Below are 23,005 nucleotides of genomic sequence, written 5' to 3'. Positions count from 1 at the left end.
ACCCGATGAGTTAACGGCCGCGTTATCCACCGCCGGGCAACCATGGAGGCATGCGGATCCTGGTGGTCGAGGACGAGGAGATCATGGCGGACGCGGTCGCGGAGTGGCTGCGCCGCGAGGCGTTCGCGGTGGACGTCGTCTACGACGGCGAGGCCGCGCTGGAGCGCTTCGGCGTCAACGAGTACGACGTGGTCGTACTCGATCGGGATCTGCCCGTGGTGCACGGCGACGAGGTGTGCCGCGCGATCGTCGACTCCGGCGCACCCGCCCGGGTGCTGATGCTGACCGCGGCGGCCGGGGTCCGCGACCGGGTCGCGGGCCTGGGCCTGGGGGCGGACGACTACCTGGTCAAGCCGTTCGCGTTCGTGGAGCTGTCCGCGCGGGTGCACGCCCTGATGCGGCGCGCCCGCCCGGCGGCGCCGCCGGTGCTGGAGCGGGCCGGCATCCGCCTCGACCCGGCCCGCCGCGAGGTCTTCCGGGACGGGCGGTTCGTGCCGCTCGCCAACAAGGAGTTCGCCGTGCTGACCGAGCTGCTGCGGGCCGGCGGCGCGGTGGTCTCGGCCGAGCAGCTCCTGGAGCGGGCCTGGGACGAGCACATCGACCCGTTCACGAACGTCGTCCGGGTCACCGTGATGAAGCTGCGCCGCAAGCTGGGTGAGCCACAGGTGGTGGAGACCGTGCCGGGAGTGGGGTATCGCGTGCCATGAAGCGCTCGACGATTCGGGTACGGCTGACCGTGCTCTACGGCGGCCTCTTCTTCCTCGCCGGGGCGCTGCTGCTCGGCGTGACGTACCTGCTGGTGGAGCAGAGCCTGCGCAGTCCCGGCGACGACAACGCCATGGGCGCCCGCTTCCAGCAACTGGCGACAACCTTCGGCATGGACCCCGCCCTCCAGGAGGCTTTCGAGGCGGCGCGCGCCGAGCGCGAGCAGGTCCGCGACGACGCCCTCAACTCGCTGCTCACCCAGGGCGGCGTGGCGCTGCTCGGCGTCGGCGCGATCGCGGGCGGGTTCGGCTGGGTGCTGGCCGGGCGGGCCCTGCAACCCCTGCACCAGATCACCGACACCGCCCGGCGGATCGCCGGCGCCGACGGGGCGGGCCGCGGGCTGCACGAGCGGATCGCCCTGGAAGGCCCCCGCGACGAGATCAAGGAGCTGGCCGACACGTTCGACGTGATGCTGGAACGGCTGGACCGCTCCTTCGACGGCCAGCGCCGCTTCGTGGCAAACGCCTCGCACGAGCTGCGTACGCCGCTCGCCCTCAACCGGGCGCTCGTGGAGCTGGCCGTGACCCGGCCGGGGGCGATGGCGGAGACCAAACAGCTCGGCGAGGCGCTGCTGACCGTCAACGAGCGGCACGAACGGCTGATCGACGGCCTGCTCACCCTCGCCGACGCCGAGAACGAGCTGACCGAGCGCTCCCCCGTCGACCTGGCCGAGGTCGCCCGTCACGTCGTGGACCAGACCAAGGCGCCCGAGGTGGAGGTCATCCGGCAGCTCGACCCGGCCGCCACGGCCGGCGACCCGATCCTGCTGGAACGGCTGACGCAGAACCTGGTGGAGAACGCCGTACGGCACAACGTGCCCCAGGGCTGGCTGGCCGTCACCACCGGCACGGTCGACGGGTGGGCCGTGCTCACCGTGACCAACACCGGCCCGGCCGTCCCCGGGTACGAGATCGAGACGCTCTTCCAGCCGTTCCGCCGGCTCACCCGGGAGCGGGTGGACGGCGGCCGGGGCTTCGGGCTGGGGCTGTCGATCGTGCGGGCCGTGGCGCGCGCCCACGGCGGCACGGTGCACGCCGCACCCCGGGAGGGCGGCGGCCTGGTGGTCCAGGTCACCCTCCCGCCCAGCGGTTAGGAAGGGCACCTTGTTATGCAAAAAGCGATAACAAGGTGCCCTTCCTTGCACTCCCTAAGGCGCGGCGAGCGCCTCAGTGGGCGCCAGGCGGGCGGCGCGGACTGCGGGGTACAGCCCAGCCACCGCGCCGATGACCACCGTCGCGCCCAGCCCGCAAGCGGTCGCCACCAGCGGCACCACCGTCGGCCAGGACTGGGAGAAGGCGTACGCCGACGTCACCGCGACGCCCAGCAGAACGCCGCCCAGCCCGCCGAGCGCCGACAGCAGCAGCGACTCGGCCAGAAACTGCGTCCTGATCTGCCCGCGGGTCGCGCCCAGCGAGCGCCGCAGGCCGATCTCGGCACGCCGTTCCAGCACCGAGATGACCATCGTGTTGGCCACGCCGACCCCGCCCACAAGCAGGGCGACCGCGCCCAGCCCGAGCAGCAGCGCGTTGAGCGTGGCGTCCGTGGCCCGCTGGGCCTCCAGCGCGTCGGACGGCCGGGAGACCTTCACCTCGTTGGGCTGCTCCGGGTTGGCCGTCGCGGCCAGCACGGCCCGGACGTCCTCCACGGCGTTCTCGGCAGACCTGGTGTAGATGGTCGTCGGGTGCCCGTCGAACCCGAGCACCGACGCGGCGGCCGGCCAACCGATCAGGGCCGCGCCGTCCAGCTCCGGCGCGAGCTGGCCGGGCGCGAGGATGCCCACCACGCCGAACCATTGGCCACCCAGCCACACCCGCACCCCCGGCTGGCGGATGTCGAGCCGGCGGGCCGCCGTGGCCCCGAGCACCACGCCCGGGTACTCGGCCGTGGCCGTGGACAGCCAGCTCCCGGTCGCCACCTCGCCAGCGACGGTCTCCAGCAGGTTCGGCTGCGCGGCGTACACGGCGATGCTGCCGGTCTGGCCCTTCGGGATGCGGTCGTTGCGGTACACCGGCACGTCGACCCGACCGACCGCGCTGACCGACTGCACCGGGCCGATGCGCGCGACCATCGCCAGCGACTCCTTGGGGAGCCGCGAGTCGTCGCCGAAGAGCGTCTGGCCGGGCCCGACGGTGAGCAGGTTGGTGCCCAGCCGGTCCAGGGTGCGGTCCAGCTCGGCGCGGGACGACGTGGAGATGCCCACGACGGCCAGCATCGCGGCGATGCCGATCGCGATGCCCAGCGCGGAGAGAAACACCCGTAGCGGCCGGGTGCGCAACCCGGACGCCCCGACCCGCATCACGTCCACAGGAGACAGTCGCGCCGGCCTCACGACTGGACCTTCCCGTCCCGCATGTGCACCTGGCGCGGCAGCCCAGCGGCGATCTCGTGGTCGTGCGTGATCACCAGGACCGTCGTACCGCCGGCGTGCAGGTCGTGCAGCACCGCCATGACCGCCGCCCCGGACGCCGAGTCCAGGTTGCCGGTGGGCTCGTCGGCCAGCAGGATCGCCGGCTCGCCGACCACCGCCCGCGCGATCGCGACCCGCTGCTTCTCGCCGCCGGACAGCTCGTGCGGGCGGTGGTCGAGCCGGTGCGCCAGCCCGACGCGCTCCAGCGCGGCCCGCGCCTGCCGCCGCCGCTTGCGCAGCGGCACGCCGGCATAGAGCAGGCCGTCGGCGACGTTGTCCACCGCCGGCACCCCGGCGGCCAGGTGGAACTGCTGGAAGACAAACCCGATCCGGTACGACCGGAGCGCCGACACCTGGCGGTCGGAGAGGTCGGCGATGTCGTACCCGTCGATGCTGACGCGGCCCGACGAGGGCCGATCGAGGGTGCCGATCACGTGCAGCATCGTCGACTTGCCCGACCCCGACGGGCCCACGAGCGCCACCAGTTCGCCGGCGGCCACGCCGAGGGATACCTCGTCGAGCGCGGTCACCCCGCCGGGATACACCTTGGAGACGGCTTCCAGAGTGATCATTTCGGCAGACCCACCGTCATGCCCTCGGTCACCCCGTCGCCGCTGACCTCGACCTTTCCGTCGGCGAAGAGCCCGGTCTGCACGCCGACGTAGCGGCTGGTCCCGCCCTCGACAACCTCCAGACCGTAGCCGCCCTCGGCGAGGGCCAGCAGCGCCGCGACCGGCACGGTGAGCACGTCCTTGCGCTCCTGCGCCACGTACGCGACGTCCACCGGGGTCCGGTCCAGCTTGCCGAGCGCCCGCTGGTCCACGATGGACACGGTGACCTCGATCTGGGCGTCGTCGGTGCCGGTGTCGTTCGGCGGCTGGTCCTCGCTGTCGTCCGTGCTCGCCTCGGTGCCGACCGACGCGACCTTGCCGGCGATCTCCTTGCCGTCCGGCAGCGTCACGGTGACCGCCGCACCCTTGACCGCCCAGTCGCTCTCGCCCGCGTCGACCGACACGGTGACCACCTTGGTGCTCCCGGTGTACGTGAACACCTCGCCGGACGCGGACGACCCGACGCGCGAGCTCACGTCGGCCACCCGTACGGCGTTCGGCGCGTACACCACCAGGGTCGAGTCGACCGTGCCGGTCTCGTCGACACCGAGGTCCTCCTGCCACTCCTTGACCGCACTCGCCGTCGCGCCCGTGAACTCCTCGTCGACGGTGAACCCCGTGTACCCCAACGCGCGCAGGTTCTGCTCGAACTGCTTGACGTCCTTGCCCTCGACGCCGGTCGACAGCGCCCGGTACAGCGGCAGCGCCCCGTAGAGCAGCACCACCGGCCGGTCGTCGGCGCGCAACAAGGTGCCGCCCCGCTTGACCGTGGCACCGGCCGCGGGCAGCCAGGTGACCGTGCCCTGGGCGCGGGACTCCAGCGGCACCTGCTCGCCGTAGCTCAGCTCACCCTCCACTGTGGTCGCCGCCACCAGGGTCTGCCGGGTCACCTTGGTGGTGGCGGCCGGCCGCTGACTCGCTTCCGCCGTACCGTCGGATCCGCCTCCGCCGAACCCGACGGCGGCCGCGCCGGCCGCGGCGACCGCGACCACCGCCGCCCCTGAGAAGATCGCCCCCCGCCTCACTGCGCCTCCTTGACCTTGCCCATCTGGGGCATCTTGTCCTTGCATTTCTCGTTGGCCGCTTCAATCTCCTTTTTGGACCCGTTCTTGCCACCGACCATCACCCCGACGCCGCCGGTGTCCGGGTCCGGATCGGGGAATTCGGGCACACCGTTCTCCCGCATGCACTGGGCGTACTGGCGCAGCTTCTCCAGGTCCTCCTGCGACATCTTCGGCGGTTCGCCGCCATCCGGCAGGAACTGCCGGCACTTCTCCATCGCCTCGGACGTCTCCTTCTTGTCGGCACGGATGGCCACACCCCCGCCCTCCACCTTCATGTCGTCCATGTCCACGCCGTTCGCCCGCATGCAGTCGGTGAACTGCTTCCTGCGTTCCTCGTCGTCGGCCGCCACGCTCGCGCTCGCGCTGGGCGCCGGCTTGGTGCCGGCGACCGTCGCCACGTCGGGCCCGTCGTCCTCGGCGCCCGCGCATCCGGCCAGCGCCGTCCCCAGCACCATCAGCAGGGGTACGGCGATGAGCATTCGTTTCATTTCGCTACTCCCTTCTTTGTTCACGCAGCACACTCCCCGCGCCGTAAGAGGGGCATCAGCGCGAATGCTTATGGCCGCCTTATCACTGGGCCGGGCACCATTGGCCCGTGCGGATACTCGTCGTGGAAGACGAGGAGCTCCTGGCCGACGCGATCGCGGAGGGGCTCCGGCGGGAGACGCTGGCCGTCGACGTGGTGTACGACGGCGACGCCGCCCTGGAGCGGCTCGGCGTCAACGACTACGACGTACTCGTGCTGGACCGCGACCTGCCGCTGGTGCACGGCGACGAGGTGTGCCGCGCGGTGGTCGCCGCCGGCGGCGAGACCCGGGTGCTGATGCTCACCGCGGCCGCCGACGTGCCGGACCGGGTCGCCGGGCTCGCCCTGGGCGCCGACGACTACCTGGTCAAGCCGTTCGCGTTCGTGGAGCTGGTGGCCCGCGTACGGGCGCTGGGGCGGCGCGCCCGGCCGGCGGCGCCGCCGAAGCTGGAACGCGCCGGCATCGCGCTCGACCCGGGCCGCCGCGAGGTCTTCCGGGACGGGCAGTTCGTCGCGTTGTCCCGCAAGGAGTTCGCGGTGCTGGAGGAGCTGCTGCGGGCCGGTGGCGCCGTGGTCAGCACCGAGCAGCTCCTGGAGCGGGCGTGGGACGAAAACATCGACCCGTTCACGAACGTCGTCCGGGTCACGGTGATGACGCTGCGTCGCAAACTCGGCTCGCCTCAGGTGGTCGAGACCGTTCCGGGAGTGGGGTACCAGATTCCATGATGATCCGCGGCTGGACATTCCGGGTACGGCTGACCGCACTGTACGGCGGGCTCTTTCTGCTGGTCGGCGCGGCGCTGCTGACCGTGACGTACCTGTTGTTGGCCGGTGCCCTGGACCGCCAGCAGGTCAGCCCGGGTGTCGTGTACAACGGCGGTGTCGCCGTCGCCGCGCCGGCCAAGGCAGGCGGGGCAGCCAAGATCGTCAATTCGGAGGATGTCGACGCCATCGCGAAGAAGGAGGCGTTCGCCAAGCAGGTCCAGCTCGACCTGCGGGAGAAGACGCTGAACAGCCTGCTCCAGTGGGGTGCGCTGGCACTCGGCGGGGTGGCGGTGGTCGGCGTGTACCTCGGCTGGCTCGTGGCCGGCCGTACCCTGCGGCCGATCCAACAGATCACCGCGACCGCCCGCCGCGTCGCGGACCGCAACCTGCACGAGCGGATCGCGCTCGGCGGCCCCCGCGACGAGCTGCGCGAGCTGGCCGACACGTTCGACGGCATGCTGGAACGGCTGGACGCGTCGTTCGACGGTCAGCGCCGGTTCGTGGCGAACGCCTCGCACGAGCTGCGCACCCCGCTCGCGATCAACCGCACGCTGCTGGAGGTGGCGATGGGCCGCCCGGACGCCCCGCCGCAGCTGTGCCAGCTCGGCGACACGCTGCTGGAGGTGAACGCCCGGCACGAGCGCCTGATCGACGGCCTGCTCACCATGGCCCGGTCGGAGCAGCAGGTGACGGATCCCGTACCGGTGGACCTGGCCGAGGTGGCGGGCCACGTGCTGGACCAGACCACGTCGCCGGGCGTCGAGGTCCGGCACGAGCTGCGGCCGGCGACCACGTCCGGCGACCCGGTGCTGCTGGAACGCCTGACGCAGAACCTGGTGGAGAACGCGGTCCGCTACAACGCCTCGGGCGGCTGGGTGCACGTGATGTGCGCCAGGGACGGCGACCGCACCCGGCTGAGCGTGACGAACACCGGCCCGGTCGTCGCCGCGTACGAGATCCCGGGGTTGTTCGAGCCGTTCCGCCGGCTGACCGACCGGGTCGGCTCGGCCCGCGGCACCGGGCTCGGCCTGTCGATCGTGCGCTCGGTGGCCCGGGCGCACGGCGGCGACGTGCACGCCGTACCGCGGGACGGCGGCGGGCTCGTGGTGCAGGTCACTCTTCCGGCAAACTAGGTTTACGACCGGTCGGTCTTATTCATATGCTGACCGGGTGATGGTCTCGACAGACGGGCGCCTGGCCCGCGGCGAGCGGACCCGGACGGCGGTGCTGGACACCGCGGTGGCGCTCGCCACCCAGTCCGGGCTCGACGGGCTGTCCCTCGCCCAGCTCGCCGAGGCCCTCGGCGTGAGCAAGTCCGGCCTCTTCGCGCACTGGCGCTCCAAGCAAGACCTCCAGCTGGCCACCGTCGAGCGGGCCCGCGAGCAGTGGCAGGAGCAGGTGATCGCCCCGGCCCGCACGGCCCCGCGCGGCGCGCGCCGGCTCTGGGCGCTGCACGTCTCCCGCCTCGACTTCTACGCGTCCCAGACGCTGCCCGGGCGGTGCTTCTTCGCCAACGCGAAGTTCGAGTACAACGCCCGTTCCGGCCCGGTGTACGACCGGATCGCGCAGACCCACGCCGAGTGGATGGAGTACGTCGAGCTGCTCGCCCGCCAGGCCGTCGAGCAGGGCGAGCTGCGGCCGGACACCGACGTGGCGATGCTCGCGTACGAGGTGGAGGCGGTAGGCGTCGCCGCCGTCATGCAGTACCGGCTGCTGTCCCCCGAAGTCGTCTACCCCCTGGCCTGGCGCGTCGTGCTGGAACGCCTGCGCGGCCTGTGCACCGATCCGACCCTGCTTCCGGAGGCATGAAGCCAATGACTGACCTGGCAACCGCCGTGGAATACGGCCACGTCGAGCCGATCACGGTCTACTTCGACGACCTCGACGCGATGGGCATCGTGCACAACGCCCGGTACGCCGTACTGCTGGAACGGGCGGTCACGCCGTACTGGACGGAGCGCGGCCACTACTTCGACCACAACGGCCCGTCCACGCCCGACCTCTTCCACGCCGTACGCGAGTTCGCTATCACGTACCACCGCCCCATCCGCGGCGCCGGCGAAGTCCACGTCCACTTCTGGCTCAACCACCTGGGCGAAACCAGCGCAGAGTACGGCTTCCGCTTCCACTCCCCAGACGCCACGGTGGTCTACGCCGAGGGCCGCCGCGCGATCGTCCGCCTGGACCCCGCAACCATGCGCCCCACCCCCTGGACCGAGTCCGCCCGCGCCGTGGCCTCCACCCTCCTCCGGTGACCCTCCCCGCTGACCCTCCCCGGTGATCAGGGAATAGCTCGGGCGTGTTGCGGCGTGGTGGGGGAGCTTGTCCCTGATCATCGGGATCTTCCGTAGCAGATTTCCGCATGATCAGGGCGTTATCCACAGGCACCCAAGTTATCCACAGGCCAGTGGCAACGGTGTGTACAGACGCCGTCGCGGTGGGCAGGCTGCCCAGCCGTGGCCTCCCGACTCGACCTCGCGACCGCGATCGCCGCGGACCAGGGTGGACTGATCACCGCGGCGCAGTGCGCGTCCCTCGGCTTCTCGGCCGGGGCGGTGGATCGCCTGGTGAAGGGTGGACGCTGGCGCCCGGTCTTTCGCGGCGTCTACTTCACCTGGCCAACGCTCATGCCGGACCGCCAACGGATCCGGGCCGCGTTGCTGTCCTGCGGTCCCGCGGCGGTCGCCATACTGGCCAGCGCCGGCATCCTGTACCGCTGGCCGGTGCTGCCCGACGATCCCACCGTCCAGGTCTCGCTTCCCGCCGCCGGGCGGCGCCTCGACCAGCCGGGCCTGACCGCGCGGCAGCTCGTCCTCGCCGAGGAGGACGTCACCGCCGTCGACGGGCTCGCGGTGACCACGCCCGCCCGTACGGCGGCGGACCTGCTGCTCCGGCTGCCGTTTGAGGACGGTGTGGCGATGCTCGACGCGGCCCTCAACGCGGGCCTGCTCAGCCCGGAGCACCTCGACGCCGCCAGCGCCCTCGTCTTCGGACGGCGCGGCGCGATCCAGGCCCGGGAGTCGCTCGCCGCCGCGGATGGACGCGCCCAGTCGCCGCTGGAGACCCGGGTACGGCTCATCTGCCGCGACGACGGTCTGACACCGGAGGAGCTCCAGTTCCGGGTGCGTGACGCGCGCGGCGTCCTCGTCGCCATCGCCGACCTCGCGTGGCCCAGCCGCGGCGTACTCGTCGAGGCGGACGGCAGGGACGTGCGCAGTAGGCCCGAAGCGTTGCTCCACGATCGGCGCCGGCAGAACCAGTTGATCGCGCTCGGCTTCATCCTGGTGCGCTTCACGTGGGCCGACACCCTCCACCCGCGCTATGTCGTACAGGCGGTGCGCCAGGCACTCGCCGTTGGCGGCCGCATCTCCCGTTGATCAGGGACCCGCTCCCCGATCAACGGGGAGGGGTGGGGCTAGCGGAAGAAGTCGCGGATCAACGCGGCGCAGTCGTCGGCCAGGACCTCGGGGTAGACCGTCGGGCGGTGCGGTTGGCGGCGGTCTCGGACTACGTCCCATAGGGAGCCTACGGCGCCGGTTTTGGGTTCCCATGCGCCGAAGACCAGGGTGGCTATGCGCGCCAGGACCAGGGCGCCGGCGCACATGGTGCAGGGTTCTAGGGTTACTACCAGGGTGCAGGCGTCTAGGCGCCAGGTGCCTCGGGTCTCGGCGGCGCGGCGCAGGGCGACGATCTCGGCATGTGCGGTCGGGTCGCCGGTCAGCTCGCGCTCGTTGCGCCCGACGCCCAGCTCGGCACCGTCCGGCCCGAGCACTACCGCCCCGACCGGCACGTCCTCACCCGACGTACCGGCGACCTCCAGGGCCCGGCGCATCCATGCCTCGTGGCGGGCACGGCGATCACTCACGGAGCTCTTCGACCTGGTCGCCACAGCCGATCACCTGGCACACCTCGGCGGTCACGTCGGCGGGCATCAGGCCCTCGTGCGCGCACAGGCTCAGCAGTTGGTGCGCGGAGATGCCGAGATCGGCCAGCAGGTCCGGGTCGCCGACCGGCTCGATGTCCGGCTCGGTGACGGGCGGCTCGTCGTCGTCCGCGACCGGCGCCGGTGGCTCGGTCACGTCGTCGATCTCGAGCGCGGGTGCCTTGATGTCGCCGAGCAGCAGCGCGCCCAGCCGGGACTCCTCGGCGAATACCGAGTCTGACCCGAAGACGCGCAGGTCCTCACCTTGGTCCAGGCGGAGGATGGCGAGGTAGGCATCGTCGGACTCGACGAAGAGCAGGGATACGTCCGCCTCGGAATCGAGGTCGCGCAGCCGGTCCGCGACCTCGTCGATGTCGGCCGCGCCGGCCAGGTCGAGCTCGGCCGCGGTCCACCCGGACGAGCCGCGCGCGACGGCAGCAGCGAAGTACGACACGGTCCCCCCAAGTTGTCCGATACGCGTGACGGTAGCCGCTCGGGTCGGTGACTGACCGTACAACGCCCCGATGAAGAGCCTGGAGGGATTACGTCAGCTTGCCAACCGGCGGCGCATGGCGATCAGCTCACGCAGCCGATCTCCGCGCGCACGCCGTGGGCGCTCACGATCCCGTACCGATTTCGCGCTGGCGAGCTCCGCGAGGAGCTGTAGCCGGCGGCGGCTTCGGTCGGGGTCGAGCCGCTGCACTGTCCAGGCCATGCCGCGAGGGTGCCGAACGCCGGCGCCCTTCGTCAAGCCCGGCTGCGAGGCGCAATCAACCCCACACAGACTGTTTACCAAAGGGGCCAGTCGCCGGTCATCCCCCACCGCACGGCGATGGCCGCGGCGGCCACCGACCACCCCACGCCGGTGCTGATCGCGACGCCGGCGGCCACGCCCCGATCGCCCTGCCGGCTGAGCGTCCACGCGGCCGCCCACGCCAGCGCGCCGGCCAGCACGGTCCACCAGACGTAGCCGCGCAGGTCGCGGCCGAGCAGTCCGATGAAGAGCAGCCACGCGACGCCCGCACCCAGGCCAGCGGTCAGCCCGCCCGCGCGAACGCGGTGCGGCTCGCGGTACGTGGGGCGCGGCGGCCGGGACGGAAACAACCCGGACGGCGTACGCGGGTAGAGGTCCGCCATAAAAGCAGCTTAGCCAAACCGGGGTACGCGCCAGCCAGCTTCGTCTGCCAGTATGTCCGGGTGCTTCTTCGGGGACGGGTACCGGCGTCGATAGTCGCGGTGATGGCGGTCGCCCTGGTGGCGGGCTGCGCGAAGGAGTCACCGGAGGCCAGCGCCCCGGTCTCCTGGGAGGACGCGACCACGCCCACACCGGAGGCGACGACGCCCGCGCCCACACCGGCGCCCACGACGGCGCTGCCCACACCGAGCGCGTCGCCCACACCGAAGAAGACCACCGAGGCGCCCACGACGACCAACACCAAGTGGAAGTACGTCTTCCCGGTCGCCGCCAGTAACGTTTCGTACCACCCGACTCACTCCGCGTACCCGGCGACGGACATCTTCGCCAACTGCGGCGAGCCGGTCGTCGCGGTCACCGACGGCAAGGTCCTCGAGGTGAGCCGGGTCGACAAGTACTCGAAGACGGGCGTCCAGGGGCCGTACAACGGTGGCCTGTCGGTGTCGCTGCTGGGCGACGACGGGGTCCGCTACTACGGCTCCCACTTCACCGTCGTGCAGTCCGGGATCGAGGCCGGCGTGCGGGTACGGGCGGGCCAGCGGATCGGCACGGTCGGCAAGACCGGCAACGCCAACAACGTCTGCCACGTGCACTTCGGCATCTCGCCGCCGTGCGAGCGCACCGGCGACTGGTGGATCCGGCGCGGGGTGGTCTGGCCGGCGACGTTCCTGGACGCCTGGCGCAAGAAGACCAACAAGTCGCCGGTCGACAAGGTGGCCTCGTGGAAGAAGTCCAACGGCTGCCCGAGCGAGCCCTAGAGCGAGAACTGCGCGAAGTACGCCCGCGGCGCCCCGTTGATCGCCGTGAACGCCCCGCCCGCGCCCAGCTTGCCCAGCGCGGCACTGGTCGCCAGGGCGTGTACGCCGGCGCTCCCGTTGCCGTTCGCTGTCCAGGGCAGCAGTTCCCCGTCGGACGCGACCGCGGCGCCGAGCTTGACGCGGCGGATCGACCCGTCCAGGCAGGAGCCCTTGTAGCCGGTACGCGGTGAGCGGCACACGTTGTCGAAGTGCCCGCCGAAGTAGACGATGCCGTCCAGCACCGTGATCGCCTGCGGGTCGCCGTCCATGGTGAGGTTCCACCGCCCGGCGCCGTCCAAGCCGTACGCCACCACCCGGCCGCCGGGACCGCCGTGCGCCGCGTACACGCCGGCGTCGGTGACCGCCAGCGCGCGGACCTCGTCGCTCGCCTGCGGCCGGAAGCTCGGGTCGGCCGCCCCGGACGCCGGATGGACGGCGGCCACCCGTCCGGTGAACTTTCCGCCCACGTAGACCCGGTCCCCCGCGGCCGCCAGCGCCTGGACGGTGGCGCCGGCGGACGGCCGCCAGTTCGCGTCCAGCGCCCCGGTGGCGAGGTCGAACGCGGCGAGCCGGTACCGCGCCTGGCCGTCCACCGCGCTGATGCTTCCGCCCACGTACAGCCGTCCGTTGCCGGTCGCGAGGGCGTACGGCTGGCCGCCGACGCTGTGCACCAAGCCGCCCCGCACCGCACCGCTGGCCGCGTCGAGTCGGGCCAGGTTGTCCCGGCGCAGGCCGTTGACGTACCCGAACTCGCCGGCCACGTAGATGAGGCCGCCGGACGCGGCGATCGCCCGGACCCGCCCGTCGGCGCTGGGCGCCCAGGAGCGCAGCGCGCCGGTACGGGCGTCGAACGCGGCCAGCCGGCCGCGCGCGACGGACGCTCCCCGGCGGTGGCCGTGGTGAAGTCGCCGCCGACGTAGACGGTGTCGCCCACGTACGCCGTCGCCCACACCGTTCCGTTGAAGGTGGGCGCGGCGTCGGGAGTGGGTGACACGACCGCCGCCTGGGCGGGCGCCGCCGCGAGAAGCGCGGAAACAAGCCCGACGACGCAAGCCCGATAAATCATACAATTACGCTAACTGTTCGTTTACCGCGTGGACCGGACTTGTGCTTAAGTCACCCGCGTGGACATCGCGGTGATCGGGTTGGGACTCATCGGCGGCTCGACGCTGCGCGCGCTCGCCGCGGCCGGCCATCGGGTGCTCGGCTACGACGCCGACCCCGCCACCCGGGCCACCGCACGGACCGCGGCCGCGAAGGCGCCGGTCAGCGGCCGGTGGCAGGTCACCGCGACGGTACGGGACGCCGTGGCCAGCGCCGAGCTGGTGGTGGTCGCCGTGCCGCTGCCCGCGGTCGAGGGCGTGCTCATCGAGCTGGGCGGCGCCGGCTACTCCGGCCTGGTCACCGACGTGACCTCGGTGAAGGGGCCGGTCCAGGACCTGGTCACGCACCGGCTGCCGCGGCTGGCCGGGTTCGTCGGCGGGCACCCGATGGCCGGCCGGGAGCGGTCCGGCTTCGACGCCGCCGACGCCGACCTCTTCACCGGCTGCGCCTGGGTGCTCTGCCTGGAGCCGCAGACCACCCAGCTCGCCGACTGGCTGCAACTCGCCGTGCTGTACACCGGGATGGGCGCGCGCGTCGTGCCGACCACCGCCGCCGAGCACGACCAAGCGGTGGCGGCCGTCAGCCACGTACCTCATCTGCTGGCCGCCGCACTCGCGACCGCGGCGACCGATCCGCTCGCGGCGGCGCTGGCCGCCGGGTCGTTCCGCGACGGCACGCGGGTCGCGGCCAGCCGGCCGCAGCTCACCGCGGCCATGTGCGGCGGCAACGCCGCGGCGGTGGCGCCCGCGCTCGACGCGGTGCTGGACGCCCTGGCGCAGGCGCGCGCCGCGCTGGACGGCAAGGACCCGATCGCGGAGCTCAGCGCCTGGCTCACGCCGGGCTGGACGGCCCGCACCACCTGGCCACCCAGCCCGGGTACGACGCTGGAGCTGCCCGCCCGCCCGGACGCCCTGCTGCGCCTGGGCCGCGCCGGCGGCTGGGTCACCGCGGTCGCCGGCGACCGCCGCACCGTAACGGCGGTCCGCCCCCACGAACACCTGTGATCAAGGCGTCCTTCAAGTCTCTATAGCGACTTGAAGGACGCCTTGATCACGAGGATGCCTGCTTGAGGACCGATTCGAGCAGGTCGCGGCTGTCCTTGGCGATCAGCTCGCTGCCCCAGGTCTCGTGCAGGGCGATGGTCTGCCCGCCGTGCAGCCCGATGTCGGCCCGCAGCGGCACCCGCTTCGTGAACGTCACCGCCGTGATCTCCTCGTACGGCAGGAAGCGGTGCTGCGCGGCGATCTGCTCGACCGGGGCGGACCCGACCAGCTCGTGCAAGCGCTGCTTGCCCTTGTCGGCCTTGCCGGGGTTGCCGACGAAGACCAGCCCTTTGTCCAGCACCAGCAGGTCGTGCTCCACGCCGTCGAGCTTCACATTGGACAGTGCCGCCATCACGCCGGCACCGGTGGCGGTCGCCCGCTGCTCCACGAGTACGGCGTGGGCCGGGTCGACGCCGAGGTGAGCCAGCCAGCCGCGGGCCTCGCCGACGGTCTGCGGCCACACCGCGCGCGCGGCGATCTCCGCCGTCGGCAGTGGCTGCCCGTCCCGCCCCACCAGTCGCGCCGGCTGCGACCAGGAGTGCTGCCAGTAGCCGACGCCCGAACGCACCGCGGCCAGGCCGATCAGCATGCCCATCGCGTCGGTGAACCGCTGCGGCACCTCGCGGCGGGTGGCGTTCGGGAAGAGGCTCTCGGCCGCGTGCCCGAGCCGGTTGGCGGCGACCAGGTCCAGGATCGTGGCGAGGCCAACCTGCGGGGCGCCGATCGCCCGCCCGATGGCGCGAAACACGGCGTCCGCGTCGCGCTGCAGCTCGGCCGTGGCGGTGGCCGCGGTGAAGTAGTTCCACGGCAGCACCTGGCGCTGGCCGACGTCGATCATCTGGCGCTGCATCGCCCGGCCGGCGTTCGTCAGGTCGGGGACCAGCACGCCGGCCCGCCGCCCGTCCGGCGCCCGGGGTACGTCCGGCGTGACCGCGATCGCGGAAATCCGCTCACCGATCGGCGGGTGCGTGTCCCACACCGAACCCTCGTCCGGCGGCTCCTGGCCGCGCAGCTCGTCCAGCTCCTGCTTGCGGGCGGCGATCAGCTCCGCGAACCCGCCGAACACGTCGTCGGGCACGTACCCGTGCTCCCAGCCCGGCTCGACGTACCGGCTGAAGTAGAAGCCCCACGCGGCGTCCAGCACCGGCAGCTCGCGCAGCGCGCCGGCCGCCGCTGCCCGGCCGGCGACGCGCACCGCCGCCTGGTCGGCCTCCAGCTCCTGCCGGCGCGACGAGGCGTTGTCGACGAGCAGGTACAGGCGGGCGTACCCCTTGAAGATCCAGCCGGCGACGTTGTACGGCCCGATCCGGTTGATGGTGCCGCCGATCGCCAGCCGCCCCCGGTACGCGATCGCGCCCAGCCGGGTGTGCGAGTGCGAGTAGTGGCCCAGCTCGTGGGCGAGCACGGCGCGCAACTGGTCCACGGTGAACGCCTGGAGCAGCGGCAGTCCGATGTAGAGGGTGCGGCGCCCGCCGACCAGGCCGAGCAGGTGCGCCTGCTCGTGCACCGCGGCGTTGACCTCGGGCACGAGCCGGATCTCGTCGGGCACCCGGGTGCCCACCGCGCCGGCCAGCTCGTGCACGGTACGCCACAGCTCGGGGGCCTGGTCCGGCCCGACGTTCAGGCCCTGCGGCGGCTCCGGCTTGGCCCGGATGGCCTTCCACAGTCCGACGCCCGCGGCGCCCACGGTCGCCAGCACGAGCGGAAATATGATCTTTAGGGCGACGCCGCCCGGCATGATGGTGCTCAGCCAGACGCCAAGCGCGACGGCGGCGGCGAGTTGGACGAGCGCAACGACATAGAAGCCGGCGAGCATGAGCACTGACGCACCGGCACGGAATGCGGCAACCATGCGTAACTTCCTCCCCGTAGAACGCCCGGACAGTATCGAAGTTCACGCTTGAGGTCTACAGTGTCCGGGCGATGGGACTCTTCAATAAAAGGCAGCCACCCCCGCCTGCGCCGCAGGTCGGCCCCGTCATCGACAAATGCCAGGGCGATCCGGGGGCCCGCCATCTACGCGCCGCGATGGAACGGCGGGACTGGCCAACCGCCCGCGACTTCTTGAGCAAAGTGACCGACCGTGACGACCATGCCTTCTACGTGTCGATCTGCGCGGACGTTTCCGGCGTACAGGAATGGATCGGCCAGTGGGTCGCCGCCGAGCCGCAGTCGACGCTGCCGCTGCTCGTCCAGGGCGCGCACGGGGTCTTCTGGGCCTGGGAGGCGCGCGGCTCCGCGTACGCCGAGCACACCCAGCAGGAGCAGTTCGACCTGTTCTTCAAGCGGCTGACGTTCGCCGAGAACTGCCTCGACGACGTCGCCGACCGCGACCCGTACGACACCACCGCGCGGGCGTTCCTGCTCAACTCGGGAATCGGGCGCCAGGTCGACCTGGCCGAGCAGCAGCGACGCTTCAGCGAGGTGGTCAAGCGGCACCCGCAGCACAAGTGGGCGCACGGCGCGATGCAGCAGTACCTGTGCGAGAAGTGGTTCGGCAGCCACGACCAGATGTTCGCGTTCGCCCGGGAGATCTCCCGGTACGCGCCGCCCGGCAGCCCGCTGCACGGTGCCATCGCGGAGGCGTACATCGAGAAATACCTGGATTTGTCGCGGACCGGCGGCGGCTCCGCGTACATGGAGCAGCCCGAGGTGGGCGCCGAGCTGACGGCCGCGGCGGAAAGGTCGGTCTTCCACCCGGCCTTCCAGCGCCGTCCGGGCTGGCCGCGGCTGTTCAACTCATTCGCGTTCGCCCTGCACCTGTCCGACCAGTACCAGGCGGCGTACCGCGTCTACCAGATCATCGGCGATGACTACATCACCGAGCACCCGTGGGACTACTACAACTCCGACCGCCCGGTGGACTACTTCCTGAGTCTGCGCCAGCCGCTCTACGCCTGGATCGAGGCACAGTAGGTTGCAGGTGTGACCGACCGGGATCCCATCGCCGACCTGCGGCGCATCGCGTTCCTGCTGGAACGGGCGAACGAGGCCACCTACCGGGTACGCGCGTTTCGCTCCGCGGCCAAGACGCTCGCCGGCCTGCCCGCCGAGGAAATCGCGTCCCGCGCGGCGGCCGGCACGCTGACCAAGCTCTCCGGCGTCGGCGACGTGACCGCCCGGTGCGTCGCCGAGTCGCTCGCCGGTGAGGAGCCGGTCTACCTGCGCCGGCTGCTCGCCACCGAGGGCACCGACCTGGACGCGGCGGCCACCGCGCTGCGCGAGGCCCTGCGCGGCGACTGCCACATGCACTCGGACTGGTCCGATGGCGGATCGCCGATCGAGGAGATGGCGCTCGCCGCGGTCGAGCTGGGCCACGAGTACGTCGTACTGACCGACCACTCGCCGACGCTGACCGTGGCCCGCGGGCTGACCGCCGACCGGCTGCGCCGCCAGCTCGACTACGTCGCGGCGGTCAACGAGGCCCTCCCGCCGGGCTTTCGCATCCTCACCGGGATCGAGGTCGACATCCTCGCCGACGGCTCACTGGACCAGGAGGACGAGCTGCTCGCCCGGCTGGACGTGGTGGTCGGGTCGGTGCACAGCGGGCTGCGCGACGAGAGCGCCAAGATGACCAGGCGGATGCTGGCCGCGATCGCCAACCCGCACCTGGACATCCTCGGCCACTGCACCGGCCGCATGGTCACCAAGCGGCCGAAGGGCGCCGAGGGCGAGGGCGACCGCGGTCACCGCCGGGCGAGCCGGTCCGGGCGGCCGGAGAGCCAGTTCGACGCCGACGCGGTCTTCGCAGCCTGCGCCGAGCACGGCAAGGCCGTCGAGATCAACTCCCGCCCGGAGCGCCAGGACCCGCCGAAGCGGCTGATGCGCCAAGCCCTGGAGGCCGGCTGCGTCTTCACGATCGACACCGACGCCCACGCGCCCGGTCAGCTCGACTGGCAGCGCTTCGGCTGTGAGCGGGCGGCCCTGTGCGGCGTACCGGCCGACCGCGTGGTCAATAGCTGGCCTGCTCAGCGGGTTGTCGAATGGGCTCGGGGGCACGGCTGACCGCTCTCCGGCGGCGGATCAGCCCCTGCGACACCGCCACCCCGGCGAGCACGACAAGCGCGCCGACCGGCTGGTACCACGACAGGTGCTCGTCCAGGGCCAGCACGCCGATCACGGTGGCCGCGATCGGGATCAGGTAGGTCACCGTCGACGCGGTGGTCGCCCCGGCGATCCGGATATTGCGCATGTTGATCACGAACGCCAGGCCGGTGCCGAGCGCGCCGAGCGCCACCACGCTGCCGACCACGTCGAGCGACAGGCTGGTCGGCGCCGGCGGCGCGCCCACCAGCAGGGGGCTCAGCACCGCGAGCTGCGCGGTGGCCAGCAGCAACTGGGCCGCCGAGAGCGAGGCGCCCGACTCCGAGCGGCCCGCGAGAAACTTCTTCAGGTACGGGATCGCGACGCCGTAGCAGGCCGCTGCCCGAAGCACATCAGCTGCCCGGTGAGGTGCGAACCGCCCACGCCCACCCACACGCCCAGCACGGTGAGCACGCCCACGAAGCCGATCCCGATGCCGGCCGCGCCCCGGACGGTCAGCCGCTCGGTACGGAAGATCAACACCGCCATCGGCAGCGCGATCAGCGGGGTCGTCGCGTTCCAGATGCCGGCCAGCACCGACGAGACGCGCTGCTCCCCGAAGCCGAAGAGGGTGAACGGCAGGGCGACCCCGATCGCCCCGACGACGAACAGGTGCCCCACACCTTCAGGTCGCGGGGCAGCCGGTCACGGGTGACCGCCAGCACGACGAGCAGGGTGAGCGCCCCGGTGCCGACCCGGCCCAGCGTGAGGTAGAGCGGGTGCAGCTCGCGCACGCCGACCTTGATGAACAGGAAGCTGGCGCCCCAGATCACCGCCAGCGTGAGGAACCCGGGCAGGAATGCGCGCAGGTCGACCTTGTCAGGAGCGGTAGCGGTGGACACTCCTGACACTCTGCCCGAGGGGTACGACAAAAGTCCTGCGCTTTTCGGACCTGGTGATGGCCGTCACCCCGTACCGATATGTGGTTGGGACCCTCACGTAGGGTCGCACTGTGGGACGAATCAACGATCTTGCAGACCGGTACGTCGACGACTGGGCAGCGCTCAACCCGACCGGGGCGACGTTCGCCGGGATCGCCGGCTACGACGACCGCCTCGATGACCTGTCGCCGGACGGCTTCGCCGCGCAGGCCGAGCTGAGCCGCCGCGCCCTGGCCGACCTCACCGCGGCCGTGCCCGAGAGCGAGCCGGAACGGGTGGCCAAGGAGGCCATGACCGAGCGCCTCGGCCTGGAACTGGAACGGTACGACGCGGGCGAGACCGCCAGCGAGCTCAACGTGATCTCCAGCGCGCTGCACGGCCTGCGCATGGTCTTCGATCTCATGCCCACCGAGGGCGAGGCGGCCGTCGCCAACATCGCCGCCCGGCTCGGCCAGTTTCCGCGCGCGCTCGACCAGTACAAGGTGACGCTGCTGGCGGCCGCGGACGCCGGGCATGCGAGCCCCCGCGCCCAGATGATCGAGGTCGCCAAGCAGTGCGACACCTGGACCGACCCGGACGGGGACAACTTCTTCCACGGGCTGGTCGAGCAGTTGGAGGCCGACGGCACGCTCGCCGCCGAGCTCAGGCGGGGCGCCGCCGCGGCCACCGCCGCGACCGCCGAATTCGGCGCGTTCCTGCGTGACGACCTCGCCCCGCACGGCCGCGAGAAGCAGGCCGCCGGGCGCGACCGCTACCAGCTCGCCTCCCGGTACTTCCTGGGCGCCCGCATCGACCTCGACGAGACGTACGCGTGGGGGTTCGCGGAGCTGGCGCGCTTGGAGGCCGAGATGCGCGCGGTGGCCGCGAGGGTCGTCGGCCCGGGGGCCTCGATCGACGACGCGGTGGCCGCGCTGGACGCCGACCCGTCCCGGCAGATCCAGGGCAAGGAGGCGTTCCGGGACTGGATGCAGGCGCTGGCCGACAAGGCGCTCGCCGACCTGCACGGCACCCACTTCGACATCCCCGAGCAGGTACGCCGGATCGAGTGCTGCCTCGCCCCGACCAGCGACGGCGGCATCTACTACACCGCGCCGAGCGAAGACTTCAGCCGCCCCGGACGGATGTGGTGGGCGGTGCCGCAGGGCATCAACGAGTTCTCGACGTGGCGGGAGGTCACCACCGTCTACCACGAGGGCGTGCCGGGGCACCACCTGCAGGTCGCCCAGACCCTGGTCCGGGCCGAGCTGCTCAACCGCTGGCAGCGGGTGCTGAGCTGGTCGTCCGGGCACGGCGAGGGCTGGGCCCTGTACGCCGAGCGCCTGATGGACGACCTCGGGTACCTCGAAGACCCGGGCGACAAGCTCGGCATGCTCGACGGTCAGGCGTTCCGCGCGGCCCGGGTGATCGTCGACATCGGCATGCACCTGGAGTTGGAGATCCCGCGCGACAACCCGTTCGGCTTCCACCCGGGCGAGCGGTGGACGCCCGAGCTGGGCTGGGAGTTCCTGCGCGCGCACTGCCGGGTGCCGGACGAGAACCTGCGCTTCGAGCTCAACCGCTACCTCGGCTGGCCGGGGCAGGCGCCGGCGTACAAGGTGGGCGAGCGGATCTGGCTGGGCGCCCGCGACGACGCCAAGGCGCGCAAGGGGGCCAGCTTCGACCTCAAGGAGTTCCACCGCGACGCGCTCAACCTCGGCTCGCTCGGCCTCGACCCGTTCAAGGCGGCGATGGCCCGCCTCTGAAGCCCTCACTCAGCGCGAACAGCGAACGGGTCGGCAGTCGCCGACCCGTTCGCCGCGTGGGAACAGTAGAAGTCTTCGGTTAGCTGGGCAGCGTGTTGATCAGGTCGGGCGAGCCCAGCTTGTCGCAGTCGATGTACGCCAGCTGGATGTCGATGTCGGTGAAGACGATCGGGATCAGCGGGATCTCCACGCCGGGGATCAGCGGCGGCGGCGAGTCTGGCGTGTAGACCTGGGGTAGGCCGAGCAGCTTGCCGGTGAAGCGCGGGGTGAAGAACCGCACGTGGCCCTCGACGGTCAGTGCGCTGCTCTTGAGCGACATGGTCTTGTCGCCGGGGATCGCGGGGCGCAGCTCGAAGTCGTCGGTGGTGGACTTGCCCATCTCGAACCACAGCACTTCCGTCGTGCCGCCGCCGCGGACGGGCAACGCGGTGACGCCGACGTACTTCAGGGCCCAGTTGGTCTGCTTGGTCCCGGTCATCCGGGACGGTGTGCGGCTGATGGGCTGGATGCCGGCCGGCGGGTCGAGCTGCGCGGCCGCGACCACCGCAGGCTCGTCGTCCTCGCCGTCCTCGTCGGTGCCGGTGCCCGTACCGGGGGCGCAGGGCTTCTTGGTGGGGATGGGGCTGGGGCTGGCGCTCGCACTTGGCGAAGGCGACGGGGTGGGCTCGGCAGCGGCGGACTCCTCCGTTCCGCCGATGCCGAGCAGGTCGCCGATGCCGTCCAGGACACTGCCGATGCCCTCGATGATGTCGGTGACGATGTTGCCGTCGTCTTCGCCCTCCGCCGGTGCCGGCGTCGGGCTGGGCGTGGCCGTTGTGGCCGGCGCGGACGCGGTCGGCGCCGGCGTGGTCGCGCACGGCGCCGCGTACGCCGGGCCGGCGCCGGGCGCGGTCACCACACCCACCGCGGCCACGCTCATCAGGATCAACGTCACCGCGAAGAGCTGGGTCCGGTGCCGCGGCGGCTGCTCGCCGCTGAGCAGGTCGTCCACAGTGGCGTCATCGTCGGGCTCGGGCTGCGCGCCTTCCGGCTCCGCTGGCGAAGCCGGCCCTTCGGTCGAGGGCACCTGCACCCACGCGAAGCCCAGCGCGCTGCCCACCATGCCGAAGAGCAGCCCGATCAGGAAGCCGCCCAGGTTGACCCCGATGAGCGAGAAGACCGCCGTCACCGCGGCGACGATCGCGTAGAAGAGGCGGTGCTGCGGTGTGAACCACATCAGCAGTCCGCACGTCGCCAGGATCGTCGGGATCAGCCAGGACAGGAAGCCGGTCGGCCCCATCTGGAAGGTGAGGCCAGCAAGGCTCATCTGCGTCGTGGCGAAGATCTCCAGGCCGGCCAGCAGGGTGAACAACCCGCCCCAGAACGGCCGGGACCGCCGCCAACCGCGAAAGGCCCGCCAGCCCCGCACCCACAAGTTCGGGGTGGTCACATGCTCCTCCACAGCTACGGAGTGTCGACGAAGCATTCCTTGGCGTCCGCACCCACGTTGACCTTGAGCGTGAGCCCGGTCAGCGTGAACGTGCCGGCCGTGGTGGACCAGGCCGTCTGCTTCAGGCCGGTGATCGTGACGTGGTCCGCCCGCTGCCCGAAGCTGCCCAGCTCGCCGCCGAGGTCCGAGGCGTCCCGGCCGATCTGGATGTTGGTGAAGGTGGCGTCGCCCTCAAGCTTCACGACGTCGAGGAGAAGGTTCTTCGCGGTCGCGGGCTTATTGCCGCCGCCGGCGTTGATGGTCAGCACGACGGGCAGGTTGGGCACCTTCACCGACTGGCAGAGGTTGTACAGCTCGGCGCTCTCGATCCCGGAGACGGCGACCGGGTGCGAGGTGCCGGTCTTCTTCTCCGTGACGGTGCCGCCGTACTGGGTGAACCCGTCACCCTCGAGCCGGTCGGCGGAGACCTTGAAGGTCTGGCCCGAGACGGCGAACGACGCGGCGATCGCGCCGTTGGCCATGCCGAAAACTATGGCGCCGGCGACCGCGGTCGCGGGCACCAGCAACGCGGCGAAGCGCCGCCATCTGGTACGCCCGCGCACCAGGTTGCCTTGCGGATCCTTCACGAAGTTCCTCCTCGAGAAACGGCGCCGTTACCGGCCGGTAGCAAG

At 71.8% G+C, this 23,005-nt stretch carries 24 protein-coding genes and 1 pseudogene; 12 read left to right on the top strand and 13 right to left on the bottom strand.

All coding sequences use genetic code 11. The features are described 5' to 3' along the window. Positions 1-50: 50 nt before the first annotated feature. The gene (locus Prum_RS20865) at positions 51-707 is read left to right on the top strand and encodes a response regulator transcription factor (protein ID WP_173078065.1); all 657 of its coding nucleotides are present in this window, start codon (positions 51-53) and stop codon (positions 705-707) included. Further along, positions 704-1,858 (top strand): sensor histidine kinase, encoded by a 1,155-nt coding sequence (locus tag Prum_RS20860; protein ID WP_173078064.1) that lies wholly within the window; start codon positions 704-706, stop codon positions 1,856-1,858. Before Prum_RS20865 ends, Prum_RS20860 begins: the two co-directional genes overlap by 4 nt. Before the next feature lie 54 nt (positions 1,859-1,912). On the opposite strand, the gene Prum_RS20855 is transcribed toward Prum_RS20860, so the two are convergent. The 4 genes from Prum_RS20855 to Prum_RS20840 are packed head-to-tail and all read right to left on the bottom strand — an operon-like array spanning position 1,913 to position 5,335. Continuing rightward, positions 1,913-3,061, bottom strand: coding sequence for an ABC transporter permease (locus Prum_RS20855; RefSeq protein WP_173083956.1), 1,149 nt, complete (start codon positions 3,059-3,061; stop codon positions 1,913-1,915). Positions 3,062-3,090: 29 nt separating this feature from the next. Further along, positions 3,091-3,744: an ABC transporter ATP-binding protein gene (locus Prum_RS20850; RefSeq protein WP_173078063.1), complete on the bottom strand. Its 654-nt coding sequence runs from the start codon at positions 3,742-3,744 to the stop codon at positions 3,091-3,093. Beyond that, entirely contained in the window at positions 3,741-4,808 is a 1,068-nt protein-coding gene (locus tag Prum_RS20845) for a peptidoglycan-binding protein (protein ID WP_246278005.1), read from the bottom strand. The genes Prum_RS20850 and Prum_RS20845 overlap by 4 nt, the downstream gene beginning before the upstream one ends. Beyond that, positions 4,805-5,335 (bottom strand): hypothetical protein, encoded by a 531-nt coding sequence (locus tag Prum_RS20840; RefSeq protein ID WP_246278004.1) that lies wholly within the window; start codon positions 5,333-5,335, stop codon positions 4,805-4,807. The genes Prum_RS20845 and Prum_RS20840 overlap by 4 nt, the downstream gene beginning before the upstream one ends. A gap of 107 nt (positions 5,336-5,442) precedes the next feature. Here Prum_RS20840 and Prum_RS20835 point away from each other — a divergent pair, with 107 nt between their 5' ends. The 5 genes from Prum_RS20835 (at position 5,443) to Prum_RS20815 (ending at position 9,515) form a co-directional block, all read left to right on the top strand. Next, positions 5,443-6,099, top strand: coding sequence for a response regulator transcription factor (locus Prum_RS20835; protein WP_173078061.1), 657 nt, complete (start codon positions 5,443-5,445; stop codon positions 6,097-6,099). Then, on the top strand, positions 6,099-7,271 hold the full coding sequence (locus tag Prum_RS20830; protein ID WP_173078060.1) for a sensor histidine kinase: 1,173 nt from the start codon (positions 6,099-6,101) through the stop codon (positions 7,269-7,271). Before Prum_RS20835 ends, Prum_RS20830 begins: the two co-directional genes overlap by 1 nt. A gap of 40 nt (positions 7,272-7,311) precedes the next feature. Further along, positions 7,312-7,947, top strand: a complete 636-nt coding sequence (locus Prum_RS20825) for a TetR/AcrR family transcriptional regulator (protein WP_173083954.1) — start codon at positions 7,312-7,314, stop codon at positions 7,945-7,947. Positions 7,948-7,952: 5 nt separating this feature from the next. Next, positions 7,953-8,393 (top strand): acyl-CoA thioesterase, encoded by a 441-nt coding sequence (locus tag Prum_RS20820; protein WP_173078059.1) that lies wholly within the window; start codon positions 7,953-7,955, stop codon positions 8,391-8,393. 201 nt (positions 8,394-8,594) lie between these two features. Beyond that, positions 8,595-9,515, top strand: coding sequence for a type IV toxin-antitoxin system AbiEi family antitoxin domain-containing protein (locus Prum_RS20815; protein WP_173078058.1), 921 nt, complete (start codon positions 8,595-8,597; stop codon positions 9,513-9,515). A 38-nt stretch (positions 9,516-9,553) separates the two neighbouring features. On the opposite strand, the gene Prum_RS20810 is transcribed toward Prum_RS20815, so the two are convergent. The 3 genes from Prum_RS20810 to Prum_RS20800 form a co-directional block, all read right to left on the bottom strand. Further along, the gene (locus Prum_RS20810; protein WP_281368945.1) at positions 9,554-10,003 is read right to left on the bottom strand and encodes a nucleoside deaminase; all 450 of its coding nucleotides are present in this window, start codon (positions 10,001-10,003) and stop codon (positions 9,554-9,556) included. After that, positions 9,996-10,514 (bottom strand): tRNA adenosine deaminase-associated protein, encoded by a 519-nt coding sequence (locus tag Prum_RS20805; RefSeq protein WP_173078057.1) that lies wholly within the window; start codon positions 10,512-10,514, stop codon positions 9,996-9,998. The genes Prum_RS20810 and Prum_RS20805 overlap by 8 nt, the downstream gene beginning before the upstream one ends. Before the next feature lie 335 nt (positions 10,515-10,849). Next, positions 10,850-11,197: a hypothetical protein gene (locus tag Prum_RS20800; RefSeq protein ID WP_173078056.1), complete on the bottom strand. Its 348-nt coding sequence runs from the start codon at positions 11,195-11,197 to the stop codon at positions 10,850-10,852. Positions 11,198-11,299: 102 nt separating this feature from the next. On the opposite strand from Prum_RS20800, the gene Prum_RS20795 reads away from it, so the two are divergent. Further along, entirely contained in the window at positions 11,300-12,013 is a 714-nt protein-coding gene (locus Prum_RS20795) for a M23 family metallopeptidase (protein ID WP_173078055.1), read from the top strand. On the opposite strand, the gene Prum_RS20790 is transcribed toward Prum_RS20795, so the two are convergent. Further along, on the bottom strand, positions 12,010-13,002 hold the full coding sequence (locus Prum_RS20790) for an NHL repeat-containing protein (protein WP_246278003.1): 993 nt from the start codon (positions 13,000-13,002) through the stop codon (positions 12,010-12,012). The genes Prum_RS20795 and Prum_RS20790 overlap by 4 nt on opposite strands. 174 nt (positions 13,003-13,176) lie before the next feature. Here Prum_RS20790 and Prum_RS20785 point away from each other — a divergent pair, with 174 nt between their 5' ends. Next, positions 13,177-14,160, top strand: a complete 984-nt coding sequence (locus tag Prum_RS20785; protein WP_173078054.1) for a prephenate dehydrogenase — start codon at positions 13,177-13,179, stop codon at positions 14,158-14,160. 46 nt (positions 14,161-14,206) lie between these two features. Here the strand turns inward: Prum_RS20785 and Prum_RS20780 are convergent, their stop codons facing one another. Then, positions 14,207-16,051: a M48 family metallopeptidase gene (locus Prum_RS20780; protein WP_173078053.1), complete on the bottom strand. Its 1,845-nt coding sequence runs from the start codon at positions 16,049-16,051 to the stop codon at positions 14,207-14,209. A gap of 221 nt (positions 16,052-16,272) precedes the next feature. Here Prum_RS20780 and Prum_RS20775 point away from each other — a divergent pair, with 221 nt between their 5' ends. Together Prum_RS20775 and Prum_RS20770 are read left to right on the top strand one after the other, a co-directional pair. Then, the gene (locus Prum_RS20775; RefSeq protein WP_173078052.1) at positions 16,273-17,115 is read left to right on the top strand and encodes a hypothetical protein; all 843 of its coding nucleotides are present in this window, start codon (positions 16,273-16,275) and stop codon (positions 17,113-17,115) included. Positions 17,116-17,124: 9 nt separating this feature from the next. After that, positions 17,125-18,204 (top strand): PHP domain-containing protein, encoded by a 1,080-nt coding sequence (locus Prum_RS20770; RefSeq protein ID WP_173078051.1) that lies wholly within the window; start codon positions 17,125-17,127, stop codon positions 18,202-18,204. Here Prum_RS20770 and Prum_RS55105 read toward each other — a convergent pair. Then, a complete protein-coding gene (locus Prum_RS55105) occupies positions 18,152-18,634 on the bottom strand; it encodes a DMT family transporter (RefSeq protein WP_246278002.1) in 483 nt (160 codons plus the stop codon). The two genes, Prum_RS20770 and Prum_RS55105, sit on opposite strands and share 53 nt — an antisense overlap. Continuing rightward, positions 18,589-19,016, bottom strand: a pseudogene (locus tag Prum_RS55100) (DMT family transporter). The gene Prum_RS55105 and the pseudogene Prum_RS55100 overlap by 46 nt, the downstream one beginning before the upstream one ends. Before the next feature lie 218 nt (positions 19,017-19,234). Between Prum_RS55100 and Prum_RS20760 the strand changes: the two are divergent. Further along, complete coding sequence (locus Prum_RS20760; RefSeq protein WP_173078050.1) at positions 19,235-20,905, top strand: DUF885 domain-containing protein; 1,671 nt, start codon at positions 19,235-19,237, stop codon at positions 20,903-20,905. Positions 20,906-20,984: 79 nt separating this feature from the next. On the opposite strand, the gene Prum_RS20755 is transcribed toward Prum_RS20760, so the two are convergent. Both Prum_RS20755 and Prum_RS20750 read right to left on the bottom strand, forming a co-directional pair. Next, a complete protein-coding gene (locus tag Prum_RS20755; RefSeq protein ID WP_173078049.1) occupies positions 20,985-22,334 on the bottom strand; it encodes a DUF6114 domain-containing protein in 1,350 nt (449 codons plus the stop codon). Positions 22,335-22,348: 14 nt separating this feature from the next. Next, positions 22,349-22,960: a DUF6230 family protein gene (locus Prum_RS20750; RefSeq protein WP_173078048.1), complete on the bottom strand. Its 612-nt coding sequence runs from the start codon at positions 22,958-22,960 to the stop codon at positions 22,349-22,351. Positions 22,961-23,005: the final 45 nt, after the last annotated feature.

The organism is Phytohabitans rumicis, from assembly GCF_011764445.1.
Taxonomy (GTDB): Bacteria; Actinomycetota; Actinomycetes; order Mycobacteriales; family Micromonosporaceae; genus Phytohabitans; species Phytohabitans rumicis.
The sequence above is the reverse complement of the archived record's forward strand: the minus strand, read 5'-3'. Positions and strand labels throughout refer to the sequence as shown.

Bases quoted from the DNA above. Each gene is read 5' to 3' on its own strand.
- Prum_RS20855 (WP_173083956.1), bottom strand. From the start codon at position 3,061: ATGCGGGTCGGGGCGTCCGGGTTGCGCACCCGGCCGCTACGGGTGTTT.
- Prum_RS20800 (WP_173078056.1), bottom strand. From the start codon at position 11,197: ATGGCGGACCTCTACCCGCGTACGCCGTCCGGGTTGTTTCCGTCCCGG.
- Prum_RS20825 (WP_173083954.1), top strand. From the start codon at position 7,312: ATGGTCTCGACAGACGGGCGCCTGGCCCGCGGCGAGCGGACCCGGACG.
- Prum_RS20795 (WP_173078055.1), top strand. From the start codon at position 11,300: ATGGCGGTCGCCCTGGTGGCGGGCTGCGCGAAGGAGTCACCGGAGGCC.
- Prum_RS20820 (WP_173078059.1), top strand. From the start codon at position 7,953: ATGACTGACCTGGCAACCGCCGTGGAATACGGCCACGTCGAGCCGATC.
- Prum_RS20830 (WP_173078060.1), top strand. From the start codon at position 6,099: ATGATCCGCGGCTGGACATTCCGGGTACGGCTGACCGCACTGTACGGC.
- Prum_RS20780 (WP_173078053.1), bottom strand. From the start codon at position 16,051: ATGGTTGCCGCATTCCGTGCCGGTGCGTCAGTGCTCATGCTCGCCGGC.
- Prum_RS20865 (WP_173078065.1), top strand. From the start codon at position 51: ATGCGGATCCTGGTGGTCGAGGACGAGGAGATCATGGCGGACGCGGTC.
- Prum_RS20860 (WP_173078064.1), top strand. From the start codon at position 704: ATGAAGCGCTCGACGATTCGGGTACGGCTGACCGTGCTCTACGGCGGC.
- Prum_RS20840 (WP_246278004.1), bottom strand. From the start codon at position 5,335: ATGAAACGAATGCTCATCGCCGTACCCCTGCTGATGGTGCTGGGGACG.
- Prum_RS20850 (WP_173078063.1), bottom strand. From the start codon at position 3,744: ATGATCACTCTGGAAGCCGTCTCCAAGGTGTATCCCGGCGGGGTGACC.